A 23,672-nucleotide genomic window follows, 5' to 3' on the forward strand; every position below is an offset into this window, starting at 1 on the left:
TCAAGAAACATACTTATCCATTTCAACACTTTTGTACATGATAGGGTTGTAAGGGGTTTCATCTATTGTGAGTCCGTTAGTATTTGGGTGTCCATCTAACTCTATGCATTTACCTTTATCATTGTCATCGGTAGGGTTATTAGACTTATTATGTAAAACATTAAGAATTATTAGTGACATAATTGCAGCAATGTTGACTATAGCAACACAGGTAGTTATTATATCCCTACCTGTAACCTGGAAATGGTATAATAATGAGACCAATACTGCACTGAAAAGTAAGGTTAATACTGGTACAAGTATGCAGGTTTTCTTTTTTAAAAACATTGGACATTTTTTTGTCATTTTATCACTATGACTAGTCACTTTACTTTCACGTAACTTATATATTAGGCTACCACCTTTTTTAGCTTTAACAGAAGAATCATAAGCTTCTAGAGATTGCACTGCAGCAAACTTATCCAGTCGCATTTTTCCTACTGCACTACCAGAAAATATTCCATCAACTTTATCACTACCTTTTTTACTTTCTACAAAAGATTCATCAGTTTTTAAAGACAATTTTCTATCAGATTCATCTGACTGTACTTTTGCATCACTACTTTTTTTAACCTTAGGATGATACATGCTCAAAGACATAGCTGTAGGATATATATTAGGAATATATAACTGATCAATAGCTTCTATAGATAACAATGACATAGTTGACTTACCAACTTGATCTAATTCAACACCCCTAAATTTGAATGCATCCTCATCTAACACAAGACTACTCAAATACACAATGATCTCCTGTGATAGACAAATATGTCCTTTACTATCAACTAGAATAGTAGCTATTTCTCGTGCTAGATTATAACTCTCGTGCACTGATACTTTCAATGCTGTACTACTGCCACCAGTAATACATTCTTTTAGTACTGATTCGCACTTTCGAACAGGAAATCCAGTATCATCAGAACATACACGACAATACACCATATCGATATTATCCATTACAGGATTTGAAATCAGAATATTAAACAATAAAAAATGAAGTGAAGATAATTCAGCTCTATAGAAATTCTGATAAAACAATTCACTACTAAAACGACTTATATAGGATGTAGCCAATTGTACAGACTTAACAAATGATTGAATATTAATACTCCCTACAAAACCGACATAACTTGCAGAAGTACACATTGATTGCATATTGTGTACGGCATGCCATAATACAGGATAAAAATCATCACAATATATTTCACTATTTAAGTCAACGTCATTCACATTAAAACCTAATCTCTCTGCTAAAGATGAGACAGTCGTAAATGCAGCATTATAATAGTCAATCTCTTGTCGTGTTAGATCTGCAAGACTTTTAATATGCATGTCATTCAACATGAAAACTTTGTTTATACCACCTGGTATTTCACCACTTGATACTCCTTCATCCAATATATTTGATAAACTAAATAGCATCTTGAAAAGTATCTTGGCAAGATCCTCTACTGTAATATGTTTCGGCAACAGATGAGGATTTTGATGAGCAAAGTATGCTATATCACATAATCTTACTATTAATTTCTTTACCAGAACATTACCACAGCGTAACTTTAATAAAAAACTCAATAGAATACTTGAACATTTACTTAAAGGAACATCAAACCTTCCCAATGTCCTACACATGGTCATAATAATTTGATTAACCTTTCTTTCATTACTATGACAAGTTATCACTTGATATGACAATCCCATATTAGATAAACATGGGTCTATATCTTCATTAAATACTAAGTATTTTAACAAAAGCTCTAAGTTATTTACATTGCGTCCAATATCATATGTAAGAATTTTTTCACATTCTAACTTTTGCTTAACCTTAAAGAAGAGTTCATCATATTCACAACACAATATATTTACTTGAGAAGATGGGGCACTTTGAATCTTCAATAGCGCATTATAACATTCTTGATAAGATTCTTTTATTGATAAAGCAGGTAATCCCAAAGAAAATGCAGCATGACACGAAACATATAGCAACTCCAAAAAATGTTCTGCTAAACACTCGCGAGTACCATATAATTCCATGACTATATCATTCTGTGGCATTCCTTGTGAAACAAATCTTGCCATGAGCATGTTCTTATATAATGTACTCATTACATACAAGTGATACAATTTTTTAGCCCTATCAGTATTTAGCAAGAACAGTATTGCACATGAAATATCACAATTAACAAAATTAGAAAAATAACGTGGCATAACTTGATAATCAAACTTTTCTTGCATCTGCTCAAAAGTTCTTATTGTAAGATTAATATCGCAAGAAAGAGAAGCTGAGATTAAGAAATTTTCATCACAAACATCTAAACACTCCGGATATAGCTCATAAAAAAGATTTCTATAGGCATCTATTATTAACCTTGTTAATACATCAACATTTTCATTTTCATATACTACAGAAGACAAGCTTGTTTCATATGATCCACTCACTGGAGTAAGTATAGGAGCAATCTCTTCTTGAAATTTTTTACTAAATACATCACTATTAACTTCTGAAAAATACCTTATAGCCTCTCGATATATCATCATAACAAGAAACTTCTTTACTAATTTTTGATCTACAGTCTTATCTAACCTAGCTACTGTCGCTAAATAATTACTTCTAACTAGCTTTACCTGTTCAAGAAGTTGTTTCTTAATTACGCTATAATCAAGGCCCAAAACAACTTTAGTAAATTCTTTGAGATGTTTCACAAAATCGGCATCATTATCATCTACCGATTCCATATCAACAACAATCTTGCAAGTATTGACAATATCCCTAAAAATTTCATCAACAATTTGTTCATTAGTATGCTGCAGATCAGCAAGCATATGCTTATATAAAGTTCCAAAAACGCGATATATTCCATACATTTGAACAATATATGTTAATATTTCATCACCAGCACTTACACCTAATACAGATTGCTTTCTTACAACTCTAAAAAGTGTGAAATTTCTAGAATCAGTAGGCGGAATGTCAAAAACTATATGCAAGTTATTTATAGTGTTAGGTATACCTGTACCAGTATCAATATAAGAAACAGCATTTTGATGAAACGAAAGAAGGATACTGAGAGTTCCTAAAATTTCTTGATTATTAAAACCATAGTTACGTAAACAATTAAAAAAAATGCTTTCTCTTTTGGAAAGATACTTCTTAAGTTTTTTACTGAACACAACACTACCCATCAAATATTGAACAATCAGGTTCTTACACTACTAAAGAAAACGATACATTGACACCATAATTTATACGTATAAATAATAATAAATGGCACAACTTCATTACAAATCAAAGTTGTTATACGCATAAAAGTTTTTATATAAGAAAATAAACACTATCAATATGCATAAGCCATTATTTAATTAAAATTTAATATATTATTATTAAATATACAATTATTTAGTCATAATGATTCCTCAGTACTACCCATGCGATCAACAATTTACAAGTATTTTATAAATGTTATGTAAACATTCTAGGCAATAAATCATCTAGCAAATCACACATAATAACATCACGCTGATCACCAGTTTTCATATCTTTTACTTTCACTACATTATTCTGAAGCTCATCATCTCCAAAGATTAAGACTATATCAGCATCATTTGCCTTTCTTAATTCATTTTTTAGACTAGAACCTTTATAATTATTCCAACACACATGGATACCTTCATTCCGTAACTCATAAGCAAGTTTAACAGCATAAAATCTTGCACTATCTCCTATAGGTATCAACACAACATTTTTAGGCTTTTTATATTCATAATCTACTAAAGCGCTAAGTCTTTCAAGACCTGCCGCAAAACCAATTGCAGGCATATCATTTCCCCCCATAGATTTTACTAATCCATCATATCTACCACCAGCAATCACTGCATTTTGAGATCCTAACTCAGAAGTTGTAAATTCAAATACCGTATTACAATAGTAATCTAAACCTCTAACTATATTGTGATTGACAACATAATGAATAGATAAGCTATCCAATCCATCCAAAACTTCTTTAAAGAACCTTTTGGAAATCTGACTATAAAATCTAGAAATACTAGGAGCATTCAGCAAAATTTCACGATCTTCAGGAGCTTTAGAATCTAATATCCTTAATGGATTTACAATAAGTCTATGTTGACTATCTTTTGATAGATCATTTTTATATTTACTCAAGTACTCTACAAGATGTACTTTATATGAATCTATAGTTTCTCTATCACCTAAAAAATTAATCTCCAGTTTAACACAATCTAACAATTTTAATTCACTCAATATATTATAACCTAATGATATCATCTCAACATCTGCAATCGGACTATCACTCCCGAAAAACTCAAAATTAATTTGATGAAATTGTCTTTGACGACACTTTTGAGGTCTCTCATAACGAAATACAGGACCACTAGAAAATAACCTTACAGGCACAGCCAAATTTTTACTAATAAGTAATCTTACAATAGCTGATGTAAATTCTGGTCTTAGTGTTATATCTTCCCCACCTTTATCCTTAAAATTATACATCTCTTTAGTTACAATATCAGAAGTATCACCCAACTTAGTAAATACCTCTGTAAACTCAATAATGGGAGTATCAACAGGTATAAATCCATATCTACTTGCTATTGTTTGAGCTAAATGTTGTATATACTGAAATTTATAAAGTTCATTACCAAATAAATCTTTAGTTCCCCTCACTTCTCTTAATTTAGTACGCTGCATAAGATTACTCCATACCGATCTATTTAATATTCTCTATTCTACAACTATATACATATTACTTTGATCAATCCACAAAAACACACACAACAAACTATTCAGAAAGGTTTTGGTAGTGGGTTCCTTTTGATTGTATATAGTAAAAGCATAACGACTAAATATAATAGCATTTAGAGTTCTATAATTTAATGGAGTGTTAAGTGTATTAATATATGCAACACATTATTAATACCAAAAAGGCAGTTGCTAAAACCATTATAGAAAGATACAATAAACCCTCATATTCACCTTTAAACATTTATGGTACACAAAATCTACGAAGGAAAAGCAAAAATCATATTGTCAACTTCTAACCCCACAGAAGTTATACAGCATTTCAAAGATGAAATAACTGCATTTAATAATAAAAAAGCTGACATTATTCCTGAAAAAGGAATAATTAATAACCATATAAGTGCACTTTTAATGAAAAAACTCACAGCTACAGGTATAAACACACATTTTATATCTTTATTAAATGAAAGAGAACAACTAATAAAGCACGCAACAATAATACCAATCGAAGTAGTTATACGGAATGCATCAGCTGGTAACTTCAGCAAAAGATTTAATATGAAAGAGGGTATCACATTTAAATTACCCATTATTGAGTTTTATTATAAAAATGATGAATTATCTGACCCAATGATCAGTGAAAGTCATATTTTAAGCTTTGAATTACTTACACATCAGGAACTTGAAACTATCAAAAAGCTGGCATTCAATATAAACAACACCTTAAGTAAACTTTTCTTAAACGTAAACATAAAACTAATAGATTTCAAATTAGAATTTGGTAGGTTATACAGTAATCAGTCCGAATTACTTCTGGCTGATGAAATAAGTCCTGATACATGCAGGCTTTGGGATATATCTACTGACAAGAAACTAGATAAAGATTGTTACCGACTCAATCTTGGTAACGTAATAGAAAGATATAGGGAAGTTGCACAGAGATTACACGCTTTACCAGATGTTCCAAATACATAATATTAGAATTAAATTAGAAGTAACTATAAAATAAAGAAATTAGTATAAATAAACATAGACCTACATCCAATAGTTTTCACTATATAATATAGGAATACACTAACCACTGATATAAGTACCTTGATATAAAAAATTAATAACATATTACAGAAGAGCTTATCAGTAGTTCCACTAAAATATAATTTACTAAAGGTAAATAAAAATTATACAAAAAACACAAATTTTATTAAACTCTGTATAAGAACTCTTAGAATCCAATCAAAACAATATATAAATACCCTTTAAATACATGTTTGTAATTTACATAACACATTCCGCTACATAAAAAGATATAGTGTCCAATTAATAATCATATAATATTATCAATATCGATAACTATATTTTTCTTAGTACAGTAGAAAATAATACCTATGTTACCATGTAGATAAAATCATAATAAATTGACTATGTACACTTAACCCTATGTATATATAGTTATGAAAGCATAATTTACAAAAACAGAACAGATAAATCAAATCATACAAGGTACAAAAAAATAAAATTACATATCCAACTTAGAAAATAGAATACCAAATGGTATTTTATAAGTATAAAACTGATCATTTATGTAATTACAATAATCTACTCTTAGTCCAGAATACAACTCTATTCTTTGACACTTTGTATATTATACAGTACAAGTCCAACTACTTTCAAAAAGTCATAACTAATACAATATTTCTTTTATATAACCTTCAAAATATAAAACCGCATTACAGTACATTAAATAAATAGTTGTTAACACACTTTACACTAACTAAATTACAAAACCTTAAATGCCACCATATCAGTTGTTACATTTTTGCTGCATACAATCAAAATGGACCGACTTCTAAAATCCTTATCATAAATGCAATACCATTGCACATTAACTAAACGATAGATACACTTGATATTATATCCAAATAAATGAAATTACTCCTAAAATCTACTATATGCAATATTCTCATACAATTTTCAAAATATAAAATTGCATTACAGTATACACAATGAATAGTTGTTAACACACTTTACACTAACTAAATTACAAAACCTTAAATGCCACCATATCAGTTGTTACATTTTTGCTGCATACAATCAAAATGGACCGACTTCTAAAATCCTTATCATAAATGCAATACCATTGCACATTAACTAAACGATAGATACACTTGATATTACCCCCAAACAAATGAAATTATTCCTAAAATCTACTATATGCAATATTCTCATACAATTTTCAAAATATAAAATTGCATTACAGTATATAAAATGAATAGTTGTTAATACACGGGACACATCAATTAAATCAAAACATCCTGGCTACTACATTATTTGCTATACCCTGTACTATATAAGTTAGCAGTAAAAACTGAAACCCTTTATAGTACATATGTTTCCTATATACATTTACCAACAACATTATAGTACAGCGTATAACAATAATTTATATAGTCAAAGAATACACGTCATATTACATTAACCATGATATGTATTTATTTCATATACATTGCACTATTACACAAGCATAAACAACACATACCACGAGATCCTCCTACAATACCCGCAGTAGGATACATTACACCAGGTTTGCGTTTTAATACACCCATATCTTGCTCTAATTTCTCACAGATATGATTTACACAAGTTATGTGATCCTTTAATATCACTACTGTATCATTAGGAACCTCACTTAATTTTATAACTTGATGCATACTTTGATACATCTGCTTTAAAGTAGTCCTAGATTCTAATAATGCTCGTTCATAATTTACACAATCATCTGTCAAAAAATCACACACAATTTTAGGAAAATCTTTTGCAGAAGAAGATAACCTAGATACTTCATCCATACGATCTAATACAATATCTCGCTGAGAACAAAGATCTAATAATTTCTGCTGATCTACACCCAAAGTTAACCATGTACTCATATCAGCATCTTGTTCAATAACTGAATAAGCTGACCTCACATTACTACTAATACATTCCAGCACTTTCTCCCTTACTATTTTATAGTTCATCTGTGTAGAAGACCATGTCTTAGACAATAAAAATTCTATCTCTTTGTTTATTTTCTGAAAATGCATAGTTAAAGTATCAGATATCTCCTGACATATATCACATATATCCTTAGTTGGCAGCATCATATACAAAAAAGGTTCTGCCATCGAAGCTATGTGTTGATATTTTTCCATATCAAGTCTTCTACTATTTCGGCGTTTACTTTCTTCTTCTGAATTTACAAAATGTTCCTGAATACCAAGTAACACATTCCTCAAAGAATCTTGTAATTTATCACGTAATAAGGATAATGCCACACCTGGAATACTTGTATCAAGAACAAGATATTTTACCAACCTTTTAACATATACCATATCTACACCCGAAATTTTACCAAGTTTTTGCATTAACCCAACTACAAGCTTATAACTAACATGATCTCGAGAAGACAATATTTCCGTCATATTAGGGATACACTTTTCTTTTAATGCACTAACCATCTCCCGATCAGATTGCGCTTCAGCATAAATCCCAACCAAGTCCGAAAATTTTTCAAGTTCTTCTGAACATATTTCTTGTACACGCTGTGTAAAATCTTCTTCACTCATACTACTACGCATACTTATTAAAGCCTGATCCTTTTTATTCGCTTCATTTATTGCAAGATAACTATTTTCTTTAGCTTGTAATATTCTTTCATTTGTAACTCTATGAATTTCCTCCTTTTGGCTAATAAATTCTATAACTTTTATTACTTCATAATTAATAAGTTTTCTAACAAACTCATTATTAAATAATACTTCTTTACCTTTGAGTAAAACCATAATAGATTTCATTATTGCATGCATAGCAGGAGATTGCTTAGAATTTTTAACTGTCAAATCTTCATTTCTTAACGCTTTACCTACTAATGTTAATAACTTGTAAAACTGCAGATCACGTTCGTATATAACTAAGAAAGTTTTTAGATCCTCAAACTTTTCTTGTTCAGTTTTTAATAGACCCATTACTTCTCTAGCATATAATCTATCTTCTAACGTATGATCAATTCCTAAAGATACTTTAAAACCTGCATATGATCTATCAGAAACACCAGCAACATCGTTTCCTTCATTCATCATAATATAATCCTCTTATATATTTAAATTTCTTCTGACAACAACACACTAATTTATTAACAACTTGTAATGCAATACTAACTAAAATGTATACTTTTTAACTTAAAAAATTAATCTTTATCACATAAAAATGTTCTCTATCTTTACGTAAATCATGTAAAACTACATAAATATTACAAAGTGACAATACACAATTACACAGTTAATCCACTGCTTTTATTCCATTCCATCCCTATCAAATCTCTTACATCTTCCAGAATATTAGTAGGAGTAGAAGTACTTGCTTCTTTACTTTGACATCCTTTCTTAGCAATATCATTATATTGCCGTGTAGCATGATATGCTTTCACCATAGACAATAAAGCATCTGTATCTCCACTAAAAATCTTAGACTCAGGTATCAAATATTTTACTAAACCCACACCTTTTCCATCACCCAATATATAAGGTACTAAACTTCTAACATTAGAAAGAACTTTTTTAGACTGATCGTCAAACCTCCAACAATCAAAAACAATACGTGATATAAGATATCTCATGTAACCAGCATCACATCTTAATAATGCTTCCTTTTCTTTTACTAAACTGTCGCGAATTTCCTGAACTAACTCTCTCTTTTTTTCTACTTCATCTAACTCACTCAACAACTCTTTCTCACTTTTACTAAAATGGTTTACAACACGTCTCACAAAAGAATCTTTCTGTTGCTCTTGCTCAGCTACACACTTTTCAATTTTTCTCTTTATTTCATCATATTGTTTAGACAATATGTCAGTCTGCTTTATTGCTTCTATAGCACTGCGACAGATACACGTTGAATAATAAACTAGTCTCTGAAAATAAATATTTCCCTGTAAGATTCCTTTCCTCATTGATAACAATCCACCTATCAACTTCCATTCATTCTCAGATACGGGACCTTTACCAAAAAAGACCTTATTAAATACAGGAACAATATTCACTAAAATTCTAAATAGGCATTTTTCATCACGCATAAGCATCATTGATGCCATATCATCATCAGTATGATTAGCTTGTTTCATTACATATTGTACTATATTTCTTGTGTCACTATCATTAATAAAACACAAACCAATAGTCCCCCCTATTAAATCTACAATGTCGATAAGGTTGTAGTACAACTTCTCATTATCATCTTCAATTAATCGGGAAAATTGTTTCCTACTCTTTTCTAAAGTATCAGATAATTTTTTGTTACTATTAGCACTAGAATCGATATCACGTATCATCTGATCTATAAAATATGACCCAATACCAACCATAGGTAGACTGTCATCAGTACATTCACTATCAGAAGAACATGAAAACTCCTTATCGGGCTTGTCGTCATCACATTTCTTCACGTCCATTGTTGTACTAGTATCTTTGCCCAAACATGTATCACGAGAAAACGATGAAGAACTCAATTCCAATTGACACTTTACAACAGATCCAATATCTTGAACCTGAGACTCACCTACAGAATTATGGATTGAATCAATAGTAGTATAAGTTGATGACACAACTTTTTCATCAACATCATGTTCTCCACTTAAATCAATTACATTATGTTTACTTTCCAAAGCACCAGGTGTTACTGGATTGTTTATGACAGGTTCAACACTTTGCACTCTATGTTTTATGACAGAACTACAAGCTGGATTAACAGTAATACCACCTAACGATACAACAACTTTCTCGCTAGTATTGGGTTCTCCTTCTAAATTAACATTAGAAACATCTAATGCATTAATCATAGAAGGGTTAACCATAAGAGAAGCTGTCTGCCTAATAACACCATCTTGCTGTTGCTCGACTTGTTTTATACGCTCAACACCAGTTGCCAAATTACCTGGATCTTCACTTGCCTCATCCTGAGGTACACTATGACATTCATTATGAACACCAGCAACCCTTGTGTTTTCTACCGTTAACAATAATCCCTTTTGCTCTCCAGAAACATCTGAATAAGACATACTAACTGACTCAGGTATACTAACATTCAAACGCTGTTTTTGAGTATCATACATATTACTAGGACAAGAATTAGAACCCGGATTATCCATAGTTTCACTATACATAGAATGACCATCTTTATAAAAATCTAACATTACAGAACAAGTGTCACTTAAAGTACGAGCTGAACTATCCTGATTATTAGTACTCATAAGATCACAACTTGAATTCATTTGGTAAATACCTTGTCCATCAACATAGATGCCAGGTTTAACATTTTCGACGGGAGTGTTTTTTCCATCAGTAGATAAACCAGAATCTTTAGGATTATTTAATCCCACACTTAACAGTTTTTCTTGAAAATCTCTTATACTATTAGTTTGAACACAAGAAACGGCATGAGTATTCTGCAAAACATCACCTTCCATATTACATTTTACATAAACATCTCCAGTAGAGACTACGTCCTCTTCTACAGATTCCTCAGTAGTACCTCCTATAGGCATCGCTTCATTAGTAACAGACAAATTCAACTCTTCTGATGTTTCCAGTTTTGTATATAACGGCCTCACTTGAGTATTACTCATATTATCAGACCCAGTACTAGAAACAGCACAAGAACTTAGATGAACATCACTTTCTATTTTCCAGTCTACACAACCATTACTAGGAACTACTTCCTTCCCCACAGATTTTTCTTTGGTCTCTTCTGCAGGTATTGTCCCACTAGCATCAGGTAAACTTGATTCTTCTGACGTCCTTAGTGTTGTATATAACGGCCCCACTTGAGTATTACTCATATTATCAGACCCAGTATTAGAAACAGCACAAGAACTCGGATGAACATCATTTTCTATTTTGCAGTCTATACAACCATTACTAGGAACTACTTCCTTCCCCACAGATTTTTCTTTGGTCTCTTCTGCAGGTATTGTCCCACTAGCATCAGGTAAACTTGATTCTTCTAACGTCCTTAGTGTTGTATATAACGGCCCCACTTGAGTATTACTCATATTATCAGACCCAGTACTAGAAACAGCACAAGAACTCGGGTGAACATCACTTTCTATTTTGCAGTCTACACAACCATTACTAGGAACTACTTCCTTCGCCACAGATTTTTCTTTGGTCTCTTCTACAGATACTGCTCCACTAGTATTAGGTAAACATGATCCCTCTGGTGCTATTAGTTGTGTATTCAATATTGTTCTTCTAATATTTCTTACATTATCAGTCTGAGAATGAAGAACAGTACTGTTACCTCGAAAAATAGTATTTGGTCTCTCAATACTCGATTCAATATCACTACTTGTCTCTATAGCATCAACACTATCATGAACATCACAATCAACAACACCTACTTTATCTACAACTCGTTTACTTCCTGTTGCACTACTGCACTTGACAACGTGCAATATAGAAGTTTGACCTTCTACTTGATCTACCCGAGAAGATGCACCAGTAGGCATAGTTCCAGAATTACCACTTACATCACCATCTTTCTGATAATCAACTGATTTTAGGCATTGATTATCATCTAAGTCATCCACCACATCTATTTCTTTTTCATCTTTACCATATTTGCAAAAGGTAACATCATCCTTGGAATCATTTGATATATGTAAACGGCCTAGCATTCTCTTTATAGTATTTATAATATATAACATTAAATTAACTATAAGCAAAACATAAGCAAGACATACAAGAACCAGCACTACATTAGTTATTGCTTCATACAACACTATACTACCCATATGATTTTACGAGAAAAATTAATATTAGTTAATAAAAAAATATATTTAATAACTAAGTAATTATAATAAAAAAAAGTTATTATTTCTAATAAATTTTTTAAATAATTATTAAAATATATTATACTTTATTTGAATAATATTAATTTATATAAAAATAAAACTTAAGTTTTATACTAAAATATAATTATTTTTTAATAATTATATCACATCAATAACATTAGAAAGTGTTAAAAGATACGATGTTTTGCCTGCGTAAGACCCAAACTAATAACATTAGACTCATCACCTATGATACAATTCATATGAGAACTAGGAGATTCTTCGAATCCATTACACACACTATTTCTAATTTTTTCTATAACACTATTTCTAACAACAGTAGATGAAATTTCCTGTTTATGTTCTTTTAAAGATTCCCTGACTATAGATATAGTTCTCACTTTGGCCTTATTCATAAAAAAGTTAGCCAACTTATGAAAAGATCTGAATACATCAAGTTCTTCTCTATCGTTTACTATCTTGGATACTAATGCACTTAACATACCTTTTTTAGGATTATTCGTATGTTTTACATATCCTTTCACAACATTTTGTATTATAGTATGCTTAGATCGCACCTTATTAGTCATCATAACTAAGACATTTTTATACGCCATTGTTATTGCTTTTTTTCTAGCAATATTGTGTACTTGTATAATATACTCAGATCGAATGTAAGATTCTACTTTATGGGTCAATCGACTTACTAAAGCTTGTCTACAGCTTTTATCAGTACAAGATCCTTTAATATCACTTGTTAATAGCCTAATACAATCTCTCACAAGTGTAACTTTATGTTTGTTATATAACGCTTCACCTCGCTGAACAACCCAACTTTGTATAGTAGGATATATAACCTCTTGATCTATACACTGCATAACCTGTAATATCATACTATGCACATTTAAACATTCATCCCTTATTTTATTCTGCAAACTTCTATCATTCATTTCTAATAATATATTATCCAATCTATCATATTCCAGTTTTAACACTGCATCTAACGAGTCATTAGGATCAACTCTCATCACTGATTGAACTACCTGAGTAGACATGCTTGGTGCTTCATAAGCACAAGTTCTACGCAAATAAGTACTATCTAAATATTGCTGCTTTCTCAGTTCACCTGTATCAAGGCAAGCTAATTCTTGATTTTCCATCGTACTTTCTCCATCAACATAATGTCCTATAGATCGCCTATTTATAGTATGCCTTACCAACGACTGATCACTTCTATTATATGGTAATCCCATAGTACTGATATTACGATCCATAACCTGAGTAATACGAATAGTACCATTTAATGGTAGCATAGTATGATTAGCAGTATCTTCTTTACTACTTTGATTAACGTTTCGAGTAAGACAAGTACCATTTGCTTTGCTAGAAATTACACTAACTTTTTGACCACGACAAACTCTTGCCATTGTTGACTTACGTTTAGAAACACAGGGAAACTTCTTACTATGCAAATGTATTTTTCTACTTCTTGTACTCGTAGTACTCATAGACCTACTACCACAACTTCCACTTATAGCATACCTAGTATGTATAGCTGCTTGAAAAATTCGTGGATGGCTGCACATCAAGCGTATATTCATCATTGGGTCATTAAGTATTAAGTACAGATTAATTTCTGCACTATTAAGCATAAAACGTATATTAGAATCCATATTTGACAGCATTTTTAACAAACTTTCAAAAGTCATACCTGCTACTTGATTTAAAAACTGTTGATCAACAGCATTATGCATTACTGTACTTAATCTACTCTCTATATTGTGTGGGCCTATAGAACAAAGGACTCGGTCATTATGAACCCCAGTATTATCTACACCATCATCTTTACTAGAATCAGAACGTTGTAAACAACAAGCCAATAAATCTGGCATACTTTTTTCGATATCAGCTGTATCCATTTGATCAACCTGAAGAACAGGATTAGGAGATACAACATTCTTTAATAATTCAGATACTGGTTTATCCAAAATAACATCTTGTGTTTGTATACTACTATTACACGCAGTAGCATCTCCTAATCCGCAACCAGCAGATTGACTACTATCACTAGATAGTACATTATCTAACAGACCTGCAGTCGGTAATGTATGACCCATATCATCTTGCCGTGCAATTTCACCAAAAATCCTACCTCTATTTGAAGCAAATTCCCCAATACTATCATGTGGCTTGACACCTACTTTACATCTTTCAGAAGAAAAACCTTTAGATGATAATCTTTCATAGCCACAGGTATCACCAATCAAACTATCACAATCTGCTCCAGCACTATTAAAATGTCCAACACCTGAAAATAAACCACTTGTAGAATAAAGACGGTCACTCTCAAATATACTTTTACTACACGACTGATCTAATAGTATATCAGAACTACCACTTCCACTTAAATTATAACTAACAGGTAATATTTCATCTTGACAATCAACACGCTCTGAACTCATAGGATACATAATGCTACTTGAATGACATTTATAACCTAAAGCACCAACAGATGTTAAACAAACACCATTACCCTGTTGTAATCCTTCACCCCTTCTTTCACCACACCAAATTTGAGAACAATCTCTAAGTGGTACACTATTCAACTTTGTATCATCTATCAGAATAGGTAAACGTGCTCTATCCTGTTTATTATAACTAACATCTTCATCATCAGAAAAATCCATCTCTGTATCATCATAATTTCCCTCATGTAAATCATGAGCTATAGTATGACAAATTGCTTCAGAAGAATCTGATCTTTCTTTTTCTATACCATTATTTATCAAAGCATTTTGTTCACTTACCTCACAAACTTTCCTAGAACAATATATTACACAACTAACAACTATAATTATGACTGCTAATAATACAGTCACAAGTAGCACTAACATTTCTATCTTCATATACCATACCCTTCATAAGTTATTAGGATAATATATGACTTTTTTAATATAAACAAGACTATTTAATAAAAAATATACTATTTTAATGTAAATTTTTATGAAAATTCTTGAAATTATGAATATATATTACAATATATGACAAATTATTACGCAAAATAATAAATAATGGCAAACATATTAATATAAATACTAAAATAATTAGAATAAGACTTAAACATTTAATAAAAATACCTACATATAGAGTACATAACAATGTAATTTCATTACAAAATAATCACTGAAATCAATAATGTAGATATATAATATTCATCTATTGTTAAACTTCATCCAATACATATGATGAGATAGCAATACTCTGTATTCGCATAATAATATATATTGATGGATTTAATTTATTTAATAATCTACAATTAACACTACACTAAGCATTTTTACTTCAATATCTGCTTTTTAACCTAACCTAAATATTACTTTTACATGTTAATATTATTATTAAACTAGAAATAACTTATAATTTCTCCATGACTATTGACTAATACCTGAACTAGGACCCTGTAAGCCCTTTATTACAGCAACTATCTGTTGATCCATATCAGCACATCTTTTATCAATAGTACTCAACAAATTTAAACATGTCTTAAACATATGCGTATTATCATTATCTCGAGATACTGTATGATACGCCTTATTCACTAATGCTCTTGTTTCATAATAAAAACTATGTTCAAAATTCAATAGTGGTTCAATAGCTAGCTTACTATCAAGCTCAAGATGCCAGCGCCAATTATTCAACTTCACAGAGAGCAACTTTAAACTTGACACTATTTCTTGTAATGTGTCAGTACCTTCTAACTTAGACTTACTACATAAACTCAACAATGCTGATCTCATAGATGTAAGAAGATATGCATTAATACTAAATCGTAATTTCATTCCACGAATCTTACATAAAGACTTATCATACCCATCTAGTACTGGCATACCTACAATACTATTTAATTGAGTAGAAGGTACTCCTTCAGGTAAATGTTCAATTTCACTACCGACTTTCTCACTTTCTGGTACATCTGCTAAAGGATTAATTTGACCTTCTTCACTTAATTGCGCGTCAAGTGTAGTATAAGGTAATCCTGCAATTAAATATTGAATATCACTATCAACTTTTTTATCCCATGCTACACCTACACAAGAACTAATATCACTCTTGTCACTTATTTGTCTTTTATGAGATAGAGCTTTATAAATACATTTAAAAATACATAGTAGTAAAGCAATAATAATTATAGATAATACTATTACTCCCATAATAACATATTCATTCCATTCCATAATATACCCCTTCTTACAAATCCCAGAACCCACTTGTGCATATGCAATACCCACAATAGCAATGAGATACTCTCATTATCTTTATAAGTATTCTATACCATTCTTCAAACACAGAAGTCTTAAATTTATTACATATTTCTTTCAAATTTTAGTAAAAAACCTTACTATATTAAGTATATGTGAATATAAATTAATAAAATCCTAATTTATTATTTGTTTTTTCCTACCGTAGACTTATTACAACATTAAGAATTAATACCATGATATTTATGACATAATATTTATGATAAGATTTAACAAATAAATCTAAATACTGGAATTCCTATGATATACAAGATTTACAATCCCACTCTTTGTTAATATAGTAACCCTTACACATAACAGTAGTATATTACATAAATTTATTACACAACTTATGTATTTAAAGGCACTAACATCAAATTATTCTTTATAAGACATAGCTATAGACATATATGTTAATAGTCCATCTTCACTATAAAAAAACAAACTAACCAACTCAACAAAGCAAGTGATAAAAAAATAATAATACTATAAAACAAAATACATAATTAATATCTTGCTACACATCACCAATACATCCCATGTTTATAATAACACTAATACCTTATATTAATAGGAATAATACATCTAAGACCACACGACATCATAACATGTACATATTTATTTTAGCCCTTACGTACTACAAATATATATTTTTATGCTTCACAAGACTATCTAGCATATAAAACACATTGCTTTTAAGTTCTTAATTTTAATACCCTTATACACATATTTTCCTACAGTGAATATTAACTAAATAGACTTCCCTAACAAACATATAACTTTTCCTACAGTAAAAAACATCATATAATTGTATATTTAGCGTGTCTTGTTTATTGGTATTATAAACATTTTTTATACAGCACCATTTAGTATAAGTTAATAATATTACATATTATCATTAGTTAACACCTAACAATAACATCTTCCTTTATATCTCTACCCCATAATAACTTTTGCAATATTCTTTGCTTCTTACAACAATCGTCCATACTTGCCTTAATAATAATATGATATAGGTCATAATCTGCAGCATTTTTTGTAGATACTAACTTAACCATTTCTTGTACCTTAGTAATAGTAGATAATAGCCTATTATATCCTAATAATTCATAACTTAAGAACTCTGAAATTGTGCTACCATCTTCACAAATCGCTACCTGATCAAATGCTTCTAATGTTCTTTCTAAATCAACAAGTTTACTGTCACACAACCTCAACAAATCTTCTAAATTCTGCCCAGAAGATTCTGGTATTGACTGTCGTACAACACCTAGCATACTTAATAAAGTACCATAAATAAATGCTTGATTGTATAAACGCTGTTCAACTCTACCTGGTTTTAAATAAGACCTGGTAACTTCCTCAGTTATAAGTGCCTTATTAACTTTGTTTAAAAGAGTTACTGGTATTCCTTGTACTCCAGGCAAAACTCTACTTAATCCCTGCATATCTGACTCAATATACAACTTTTGTTGAAGTAACTTTCTTACAAAATAGCATAACACAAATATTACCACACTTAGAAGTAGCAGTATTAGAGATGCTACACCCATAACAACATTACATTTGATAAGATTAGTATAAATTTATTAATAATAAACTATATATTATAGCGCTTAACATATATAAAAATTTATTGTAATGTAATGCAACATTACAACTTAAATATACCATTTAATTCTTAAAAATATCTATCTATATTTCATTAATACATAAAGTATTATTCAACTAATACACTATGTTAATAAAAGAATACCTCTACTAAATAATTTCCATATCACACTTAAAAAACATTTAGTAAGTTTTTATCCTACATTAGTAACGACAATCACTATTTAATCAAATACATCGATAATATATACTTTAAAACCAATAGTGCTCATAACAACAAAAATTTATAGTACATTTTTTATAAAATAATAAATCTGACTTTTTTAAGAGAAATTATAGATCTAGTTTTTATATACAATCCAAAAATAATATTGTAAAATTTGAGCATACTCTATCTTTTACCAATATTATACATATATAGCTATACTATTCTGTAAGGACTATAGTATACAACATGATAATTACCAGCTAGAAAAAGGAAGTAAACGCAACTTTTTTATTAAGATATATAAACTCAACACTTATATCATAAACACTACATTGCTATATCTAATAAGTAGCATATCTTAGAGTTGCTACTAAATTAAGTACAACATACTGTCACAATTATGTATAAACAAATATAAAGGAATTATACATAAAATATTTCAGTTAACTAAATATCACAATAAAGCAATTACTTAATACTTATATGCTTTTAATACACAGTAACATAAATCAATAATATATCCTGTAGATATAAAATATACCTTTTTATTTAGCAATAAATTACTAATTATAGTACTATTAAATATCATCATTAGATAATTAGAATATCTACACTACTGTAAACTTATAATTTACAAGATAAACAAATCTACTATTAAATAATAATCTTACTAATCACTTTAGACACTACAATTTAAATACTAATCTAAGAAAAACTATTACAAATTTTTATATGTTCACCTGATTACACTTCGCATGACATGAAGAAACATTAGCTTTCCCCAATACAACATCTTTTTCCAATAAATCTTCAATATCACTTTTAATAAAACTACACATATCAGCAAAATGATTACACATCTCTACTTTGCATGACTCAGGATAATTATCAATAGCCTTATCTAATAAAGACTTCATACTTTTCATAGTGCTATCATAATCATCATAAATAGTGTCACTTTTTAATGGTGTCTGTCGATCGACAAATACATCAATGCATACACGCATTTGATCTGTAGATTCTTTAAACTGATCATTAACTTCATATCTATTTTGTATAGGTAATCTTAAACATAATTTATCAATAGTAAATTGAGAATTTACTAAAAATTTAACAAACCATTTATATGAAATATCATTTATTTTATTATCAATTATATTAGATTTATAATAAAATTGCTCATTTTCTCTTAAAGTTTTTATAGCCCAGAAAATTATTCCTAGTAAGGCTATTACTAGAAGAAATACTATTAACAAAATATAATGAGTCTGCACAAACACACCTATACTTATGTAACCAAACTTCAGCAATTAGATCACAAATATTTATCTGTAAAGATAATGTTACACTAAATAAATTAATCTAACTTTAAAATACGCATAACTAAAATATGCGTATAATTATTTTCTTAATTGTTAGATATTTGCAACTTAATTATATATTACAGTAACCCTGTACATCCTTATAAGTTGACATCTTTTATTAATTAAATAAAATAGCTATAGACTTGTAGATAAAAATATCATTACTGACATTATTTTATAATACAGCTGTAACATTCTAATTAATAACATATCTATTTTTTTATCTTTACTATACCTGGATATCAATACATAAGTGGTAGTTTTATCGCTAAAATATCAACTTATCAACCATACAATTAACATTATTCCACAATATTGTACAGCATATTAAATGATCGTACATATTTTCTTTTATCTTAATCTTATATATGAAAATCAATAACAATTTGATTACTTAAACATTAAAATATCACCCATTAAGATATATTCTTGTATCAATATAGTAATATCATAAATATACTCACATATTACATCATATCTAAAATAAACTGATAAGAAAAATTCAACCATAACTGCATATATACTTTGTATACACAATCTATCTACACAAAATACATCTCTTGTAATATAAAACATAGTGTATGTAGTACAGCAATAAATCTAACTAATTTCTACATTAATTAGGCAGAAAGCGTAATTCCTATAATGAAAACTACACTATCCTGACACATCGATAAACTTATATTATAATTACAATATTTTATCAGAACACAAAACAAACTACTCTGTAAAATATTTTTAATATATAAAGGGTAACTACCTTACTACTCCTACAGGATTTATCGGTTTACTATTATTTACATCACGTAATTCAATAGAACTCAACTTAGATGTTACATTACTACCTACAGGCTTTCCCTGTTCAAGATCTTGGGATCCTATCGATAAATCTTGCATAGCAACACGCGGAATAGTACTTTGGTCCCGTGAACTACCTGCTTTTACATTTTCCACTATAGGTTTAGTAGGAACTTCTGAAATATCATCTCCAGATTCTTTATTTTCCCCCAGAGATTCTTTTGAAGATTCCAATGCAGTATTTATAGATCCTATTACACTTCTTCGCACACCAGAATGTACAGCTTGATCCTCTACTTCGTCACTAATTTTATCCTGTTTACCCATCACATCCTGATATTGAGCATTACCCACACCAAGAGATGTATCACACGAATATTTTGCTAATTCATCTGATAAATATAACAACTCAGCACTTAATTCTTTTACGCGTGCTTCCACATTACTCTGTACATTCTCAAGCTCTTTACGTGTATTCTCATAGTACACCATATTTGTTCTAACCAAACCAGCAACAGAACTCCGCATTTCTTTTAATTTTAACCAGACCTTCACCATTGCAATTGTACAAATAAGTAGTAAAACCGATGTAACAACTGTTAATGCTATATAAACTCGCAAATTCATAAGATTCCCCTACTTAAAAAACAAACATGTAGTAACCACTAAACAACTCATTAATCTGGTATAAATCTGAAAAAAAAAAAAAAAAATAACCCTAAACACTTTGATAATCTCTACAGTTTGCATATGTATTCCATTATATGCTAAACTCTAACCGATAAAGCATACTAACATAGAAAGGTAATTAATATATTAACTTTTCTCATTAATATATTCATATATACTAATTACTTTTATATTAATTAATTGTATTAATATGTTGTATAAAAAATTGTTATAGGTCCAATTATGACATTAAATTGTCTTTAAAAAGCTGAAAATGCATATACCATCAGTACAAACATTATATGCTCAAAAGGAAATACATATTAACATACCTTAAATTCCTTTAACATTATAGCATTCTTTCAACCTTAGAAAATAACTAACTCACATAGACAACTTCTTTCTATATTTTGTAAGTATATAACTTCATGATAAAACTATGTATTATAGTAAATGACCAATACAAACACAACAATAATACTATAGTATTGATACAAAGATGTATTGCTAAAACAAGTAAATTAGAATATATAGATTTATAATATAAGCAGCTTATAAAAATTACAACTCAATGCTTTTTACAACTAATAATAAATGAAAAATTACTAAACAAGCTGTATATAGACACAACTAGAAAAATGAATAAAACTTTTAATTCCCCACACATATCTGTAAAACTAGAGAAAAGAATATTCCTACATCTATAAACGACAATACCATACAAATACTGATAGCATAATATTCATATACTATGCTACTTCACTAAATTAACAAAAAAGTATAAAACACACTCAGTATAATATAAATACGTATACTAATTTTACTTAACACATATTTTACTCATTTTAATATACATCTTAATGCCTATAACGCACAGTTAACTTTCCATCAGCAACAGAAGTAACTGATACATCAGATGTTACACAAGATTTTTTATCACTAACATCTCCTTCTGCTCCTTTTTCTTCCGGATTTTTATCAGCATCTGAAAACATAGGATTTTCTAGTATAAGAGATTGACCTGTTGGATCATCACTTATAGGATTTGACGGATCTCGAATAAGTGGACCACTAACTTTATCAGGTATTCTTAACAACAAATTTGCACTTAACATCTTATGATCAGTTGTAGATCTTTCATCAGAACATATACCATCTTTACTCATATCATCATGCAGATCATGAACTAGCTTTGTTAAATTCTCCAATTCATTAGTTTTTCCAATTACGTTCCGAAGTCGTTCTTCAATATCCGTACAATAATCCGCATCTTGTGTTTTTACACTATTCCATTCCTTCCTAAATTTACAAAAATTGGATAATACACATGCTGCAACGCACATAACAATACAGAACAATAATGCCAACAGCACTATTAATCCTATAAAACAATATTCCTGAGTTTCCAACATATGAATTCCTTTTTCTCCGCAAACTACTTATTAATAAGTTACCACTTAGTAATCAATACATATTAATTTCTATTCCCTTCAATAGACTAAACAATCCATATTCTTACTAAAGGAACATAAGATTAATGCTTATCAAGTAATTATGCTGACAAAAACAATATTTGGATGAATTTTCATAAAAAGACATCGTAAATAGTATGTATTCTTACTGAAATATCCTTCCTTTTACAAGATAAACGTAGAAAATAATAATATAAAAAAGTAATCAATTTATTACTTAGTTAAAAAATATTAACATATAATGACTCCTTTGGCTAATGAAGGTCACACAACATTAACACGTAATTATCAAAATTTAGTAATACCATAATAAATATTAAGTCATCTTATTTATTTAAAGGTTCATTAACCATATTTTCTTTTAACGACATCATTCACAATCATCTCCTGATAGATGCATAATACAAACACACTTTTACTATATTTATTACATGATTTACGAATACTATATATCAATAAACATCTATCAAAATATTATCAAAAATAAAAGTATTTTATAATAATCAGTGTTTATTACACATACAACTTACTATACAAAACAACATTACCTAATCACTCATATTATAATACTTACTATTTTTTATATTGAAAAA

The 23,672-nt window shown here is 29.5% G+C and carries 11 protein-coding genes; 1 reads left to right on the forward strand and 10 read right to left on the reverse strand.

Translation table 11 applies throughout. The features are described 5' to 3' along the window. Positions 1-3,207: a hypothetical protein gene (locus EDL80_RS03895; RefSeq protein ID WP_158406869.1), complete on the reverse strand. Its 3,207-nt coding sequence runs from the start codon at positions 3,205-3,207 to the stop codon at positions 1-3. 289 nt (positions 3,208-3,496) lie between these two features. Next, positions 3,497-4,744, reverse strand: a complete 1,248-nt coding sequence (hisS, locus tag EDL80_RS03900) for a histidine--tRNA ligase (RefSeq protein WP_158406870.1) — start codon at positions 4,742-4,744, stop codon at positions 3,497-3,499. A 297-nt stretch (positions 4,745-5,041) separates the two neighbouring features. On the opposite strand from hisS, the gene purC reads away from it, so the two are divergent. Next, positions 5,042-5,770 carry a phosphoribosylaminoimidazolesuccinocarboxamide synthase gene (gene purC, locus EDL80_RS03905; protein WP_158406871.1) on the forward strand — a complete coding sequence of 243 codons (729 nt, stop codon included), beginning with the start codon at positions 5,042-5,044 and terminating at the stop codon, positions 5,768-5,770. Positions 5,771-7,284: 1,514 nt separating this feature from the next. Here the strand turns inward: purC and EDL80_RS03910 are convergent. The 8 genes from EDL80_RS03910 to EDL80_RS03945 form a co-directional block, all read right to left on the reverse strand. Further along, a complete protein-coding gene (locus EDL80_RS03910) occupies positions 7,285-8,913 on the reverse strand; it encodes a hypothetical protein (protein WP_158406872.1) in 1,629 nt (542 codons plus the stop codon). A gap of 191 nt (positions 8,914-9,104) precedes the next feature. Next, entirely contained in the window at positions 9,105-12,620 is a 3,516-nt protein-coding gene (locus tag EDL80_RS03915) for a hypothetical protein (RefSeq protein WP_158407116.1), read from the reverse strand. Positions 12,621-12,847: 227 nt separating this feature from the next. Beyond that, positions 12,848-15,565: a hypothetical protein gene (locus EDL80_RS03920; RefSeq protein WP_158406874.1), complete on the reverse strand. Its 2,718-nt coding sequence runs from the start codon at positions 15,563-15,565 to the stop codon at positions 12,848-12,850. A 525-nt stretch (positions 15,566-16,090) separates the two neighbouring features. Next, positions 16,091-16,894 (reverse strand): hypothetical protein, encoded by an 804-nt coding sequence (locus EDL80_RS03925; protein ID WP_158406875.1) that lies wholly within the window; start codon positions 16,892-16,894, stop codon positions 16,091-16,093. Between the two features lie 965 nt (positions 16,895-17,859). After that, on the reverse strand, positions 17,860-18,462 hold the full coding sequence (locus EDL80_RS03930; protein ID WP_158406876.1) for a hypothetical protein: 603 nt from the start codon (positions 18,460-18,462) through the stop codon (positions 17,860-17,862). Positions 18,463-19,504: 1,042 nt separating this feature from the next. After that, positions 19,505-20,050, reverse strand: a complete 546-nt coding sequence (locus EDL80_RS03935; protein ID WP_158406877.1) for a hypothetical protein — start codon at positions 20,048-20,050, stop codon at positions 19,505-19,507. 846 nt (positions 20,051-20,896) lie between these two features. After that, entirely contained in the window at positions 20,897-21,565 is a 669-nt protein-coding gene (locus EDL80_RS03940; RefSeq protein WP_158406878.1) for a hypothetical protein, read from the reverse strand. Between the two features lie 899 nt (positions 21,566-22,464). Continuing rightward, a complete protein-coding gene (locus EDL80_RS03945) occupies positions 22,465-23,019 on the reverse strand; it encodes a hypothetical protein (RefSeq protein ID WP_158406879.1) in 555 nt (184 codons plus the stop codon). Between the last annotated feature and the right edge of the window lie 653 nt (positions 23,020-23,672).

It is taken from the genome of Ehrlichia ruminantium (genome assembly GCF_009728835.1).
In the GTDB taxonomy this organism is placed as follows: domain Bacteria; phylum Pseudomonadota; class Alphaproteobacteria; order Rickettsiales; family Anaplasmataceae; genus Ehrlichia; species Ehrlichia ruminantium_B.

Bases quoted from the DNA above. Each gene is read 5' to 3' on its own strand.
- EDL80_RS03945 (WP_158406879.1), bottom strand. From the start codon at position 23,019: ATGTTGGAAACTCAGGAATATTGTTTTATAGGATTAATAGTGCTGTTG.
- EDL80_RS03915 (WP_158407116.1), bottom strand. From the start codon at position 12,620: ATGGGTAGTATAGTGTTGTATGAAGCAATAACTAATGTAGTGCTGGTT.
- EDL80_RS03940 (WP_158406878.1), bottom strand. From the start codon at position 21,565: ATGAATTTGCGAGTTTATATAGCATTAACAGTTGTTACATCGGTTTTA.
- EDL80_RS03920 (WP_158406874.1), bottom strand. From the start codon at position 15,565: ATGAAGATAGAAATGTTAGTGCTACTTGTGACTGTATTATTAGCAGTC.
- EDL80_RS03910 (WP_158406872.1), bottom strand. From the start codon at position 8,913: ATGATGAATGAAGGAAACGATGTTGCTGGTGTTTCTGATAGATCATAT.
- hisS (WP_158406870.1), bottom strand. From the start codon at position 4,744: ATGCAGCGTACTAAATTAAGAGAAGTGAGGGGAACTAAAGATTTATTT.
- purC (WP_158406871.1), top strand. From the start codon at position 5,042: ATGGTACACAAAATCTACGAAGGAAAAGCAAAAATCATATTGTCAACT.
- EDL80_RS03925 (WP_158406875.1), bottom strand. From the start codon at position 16,894: ATGGAATGGAATGAATATGTTATTATGGGAGTAATAGTATTATCTATA.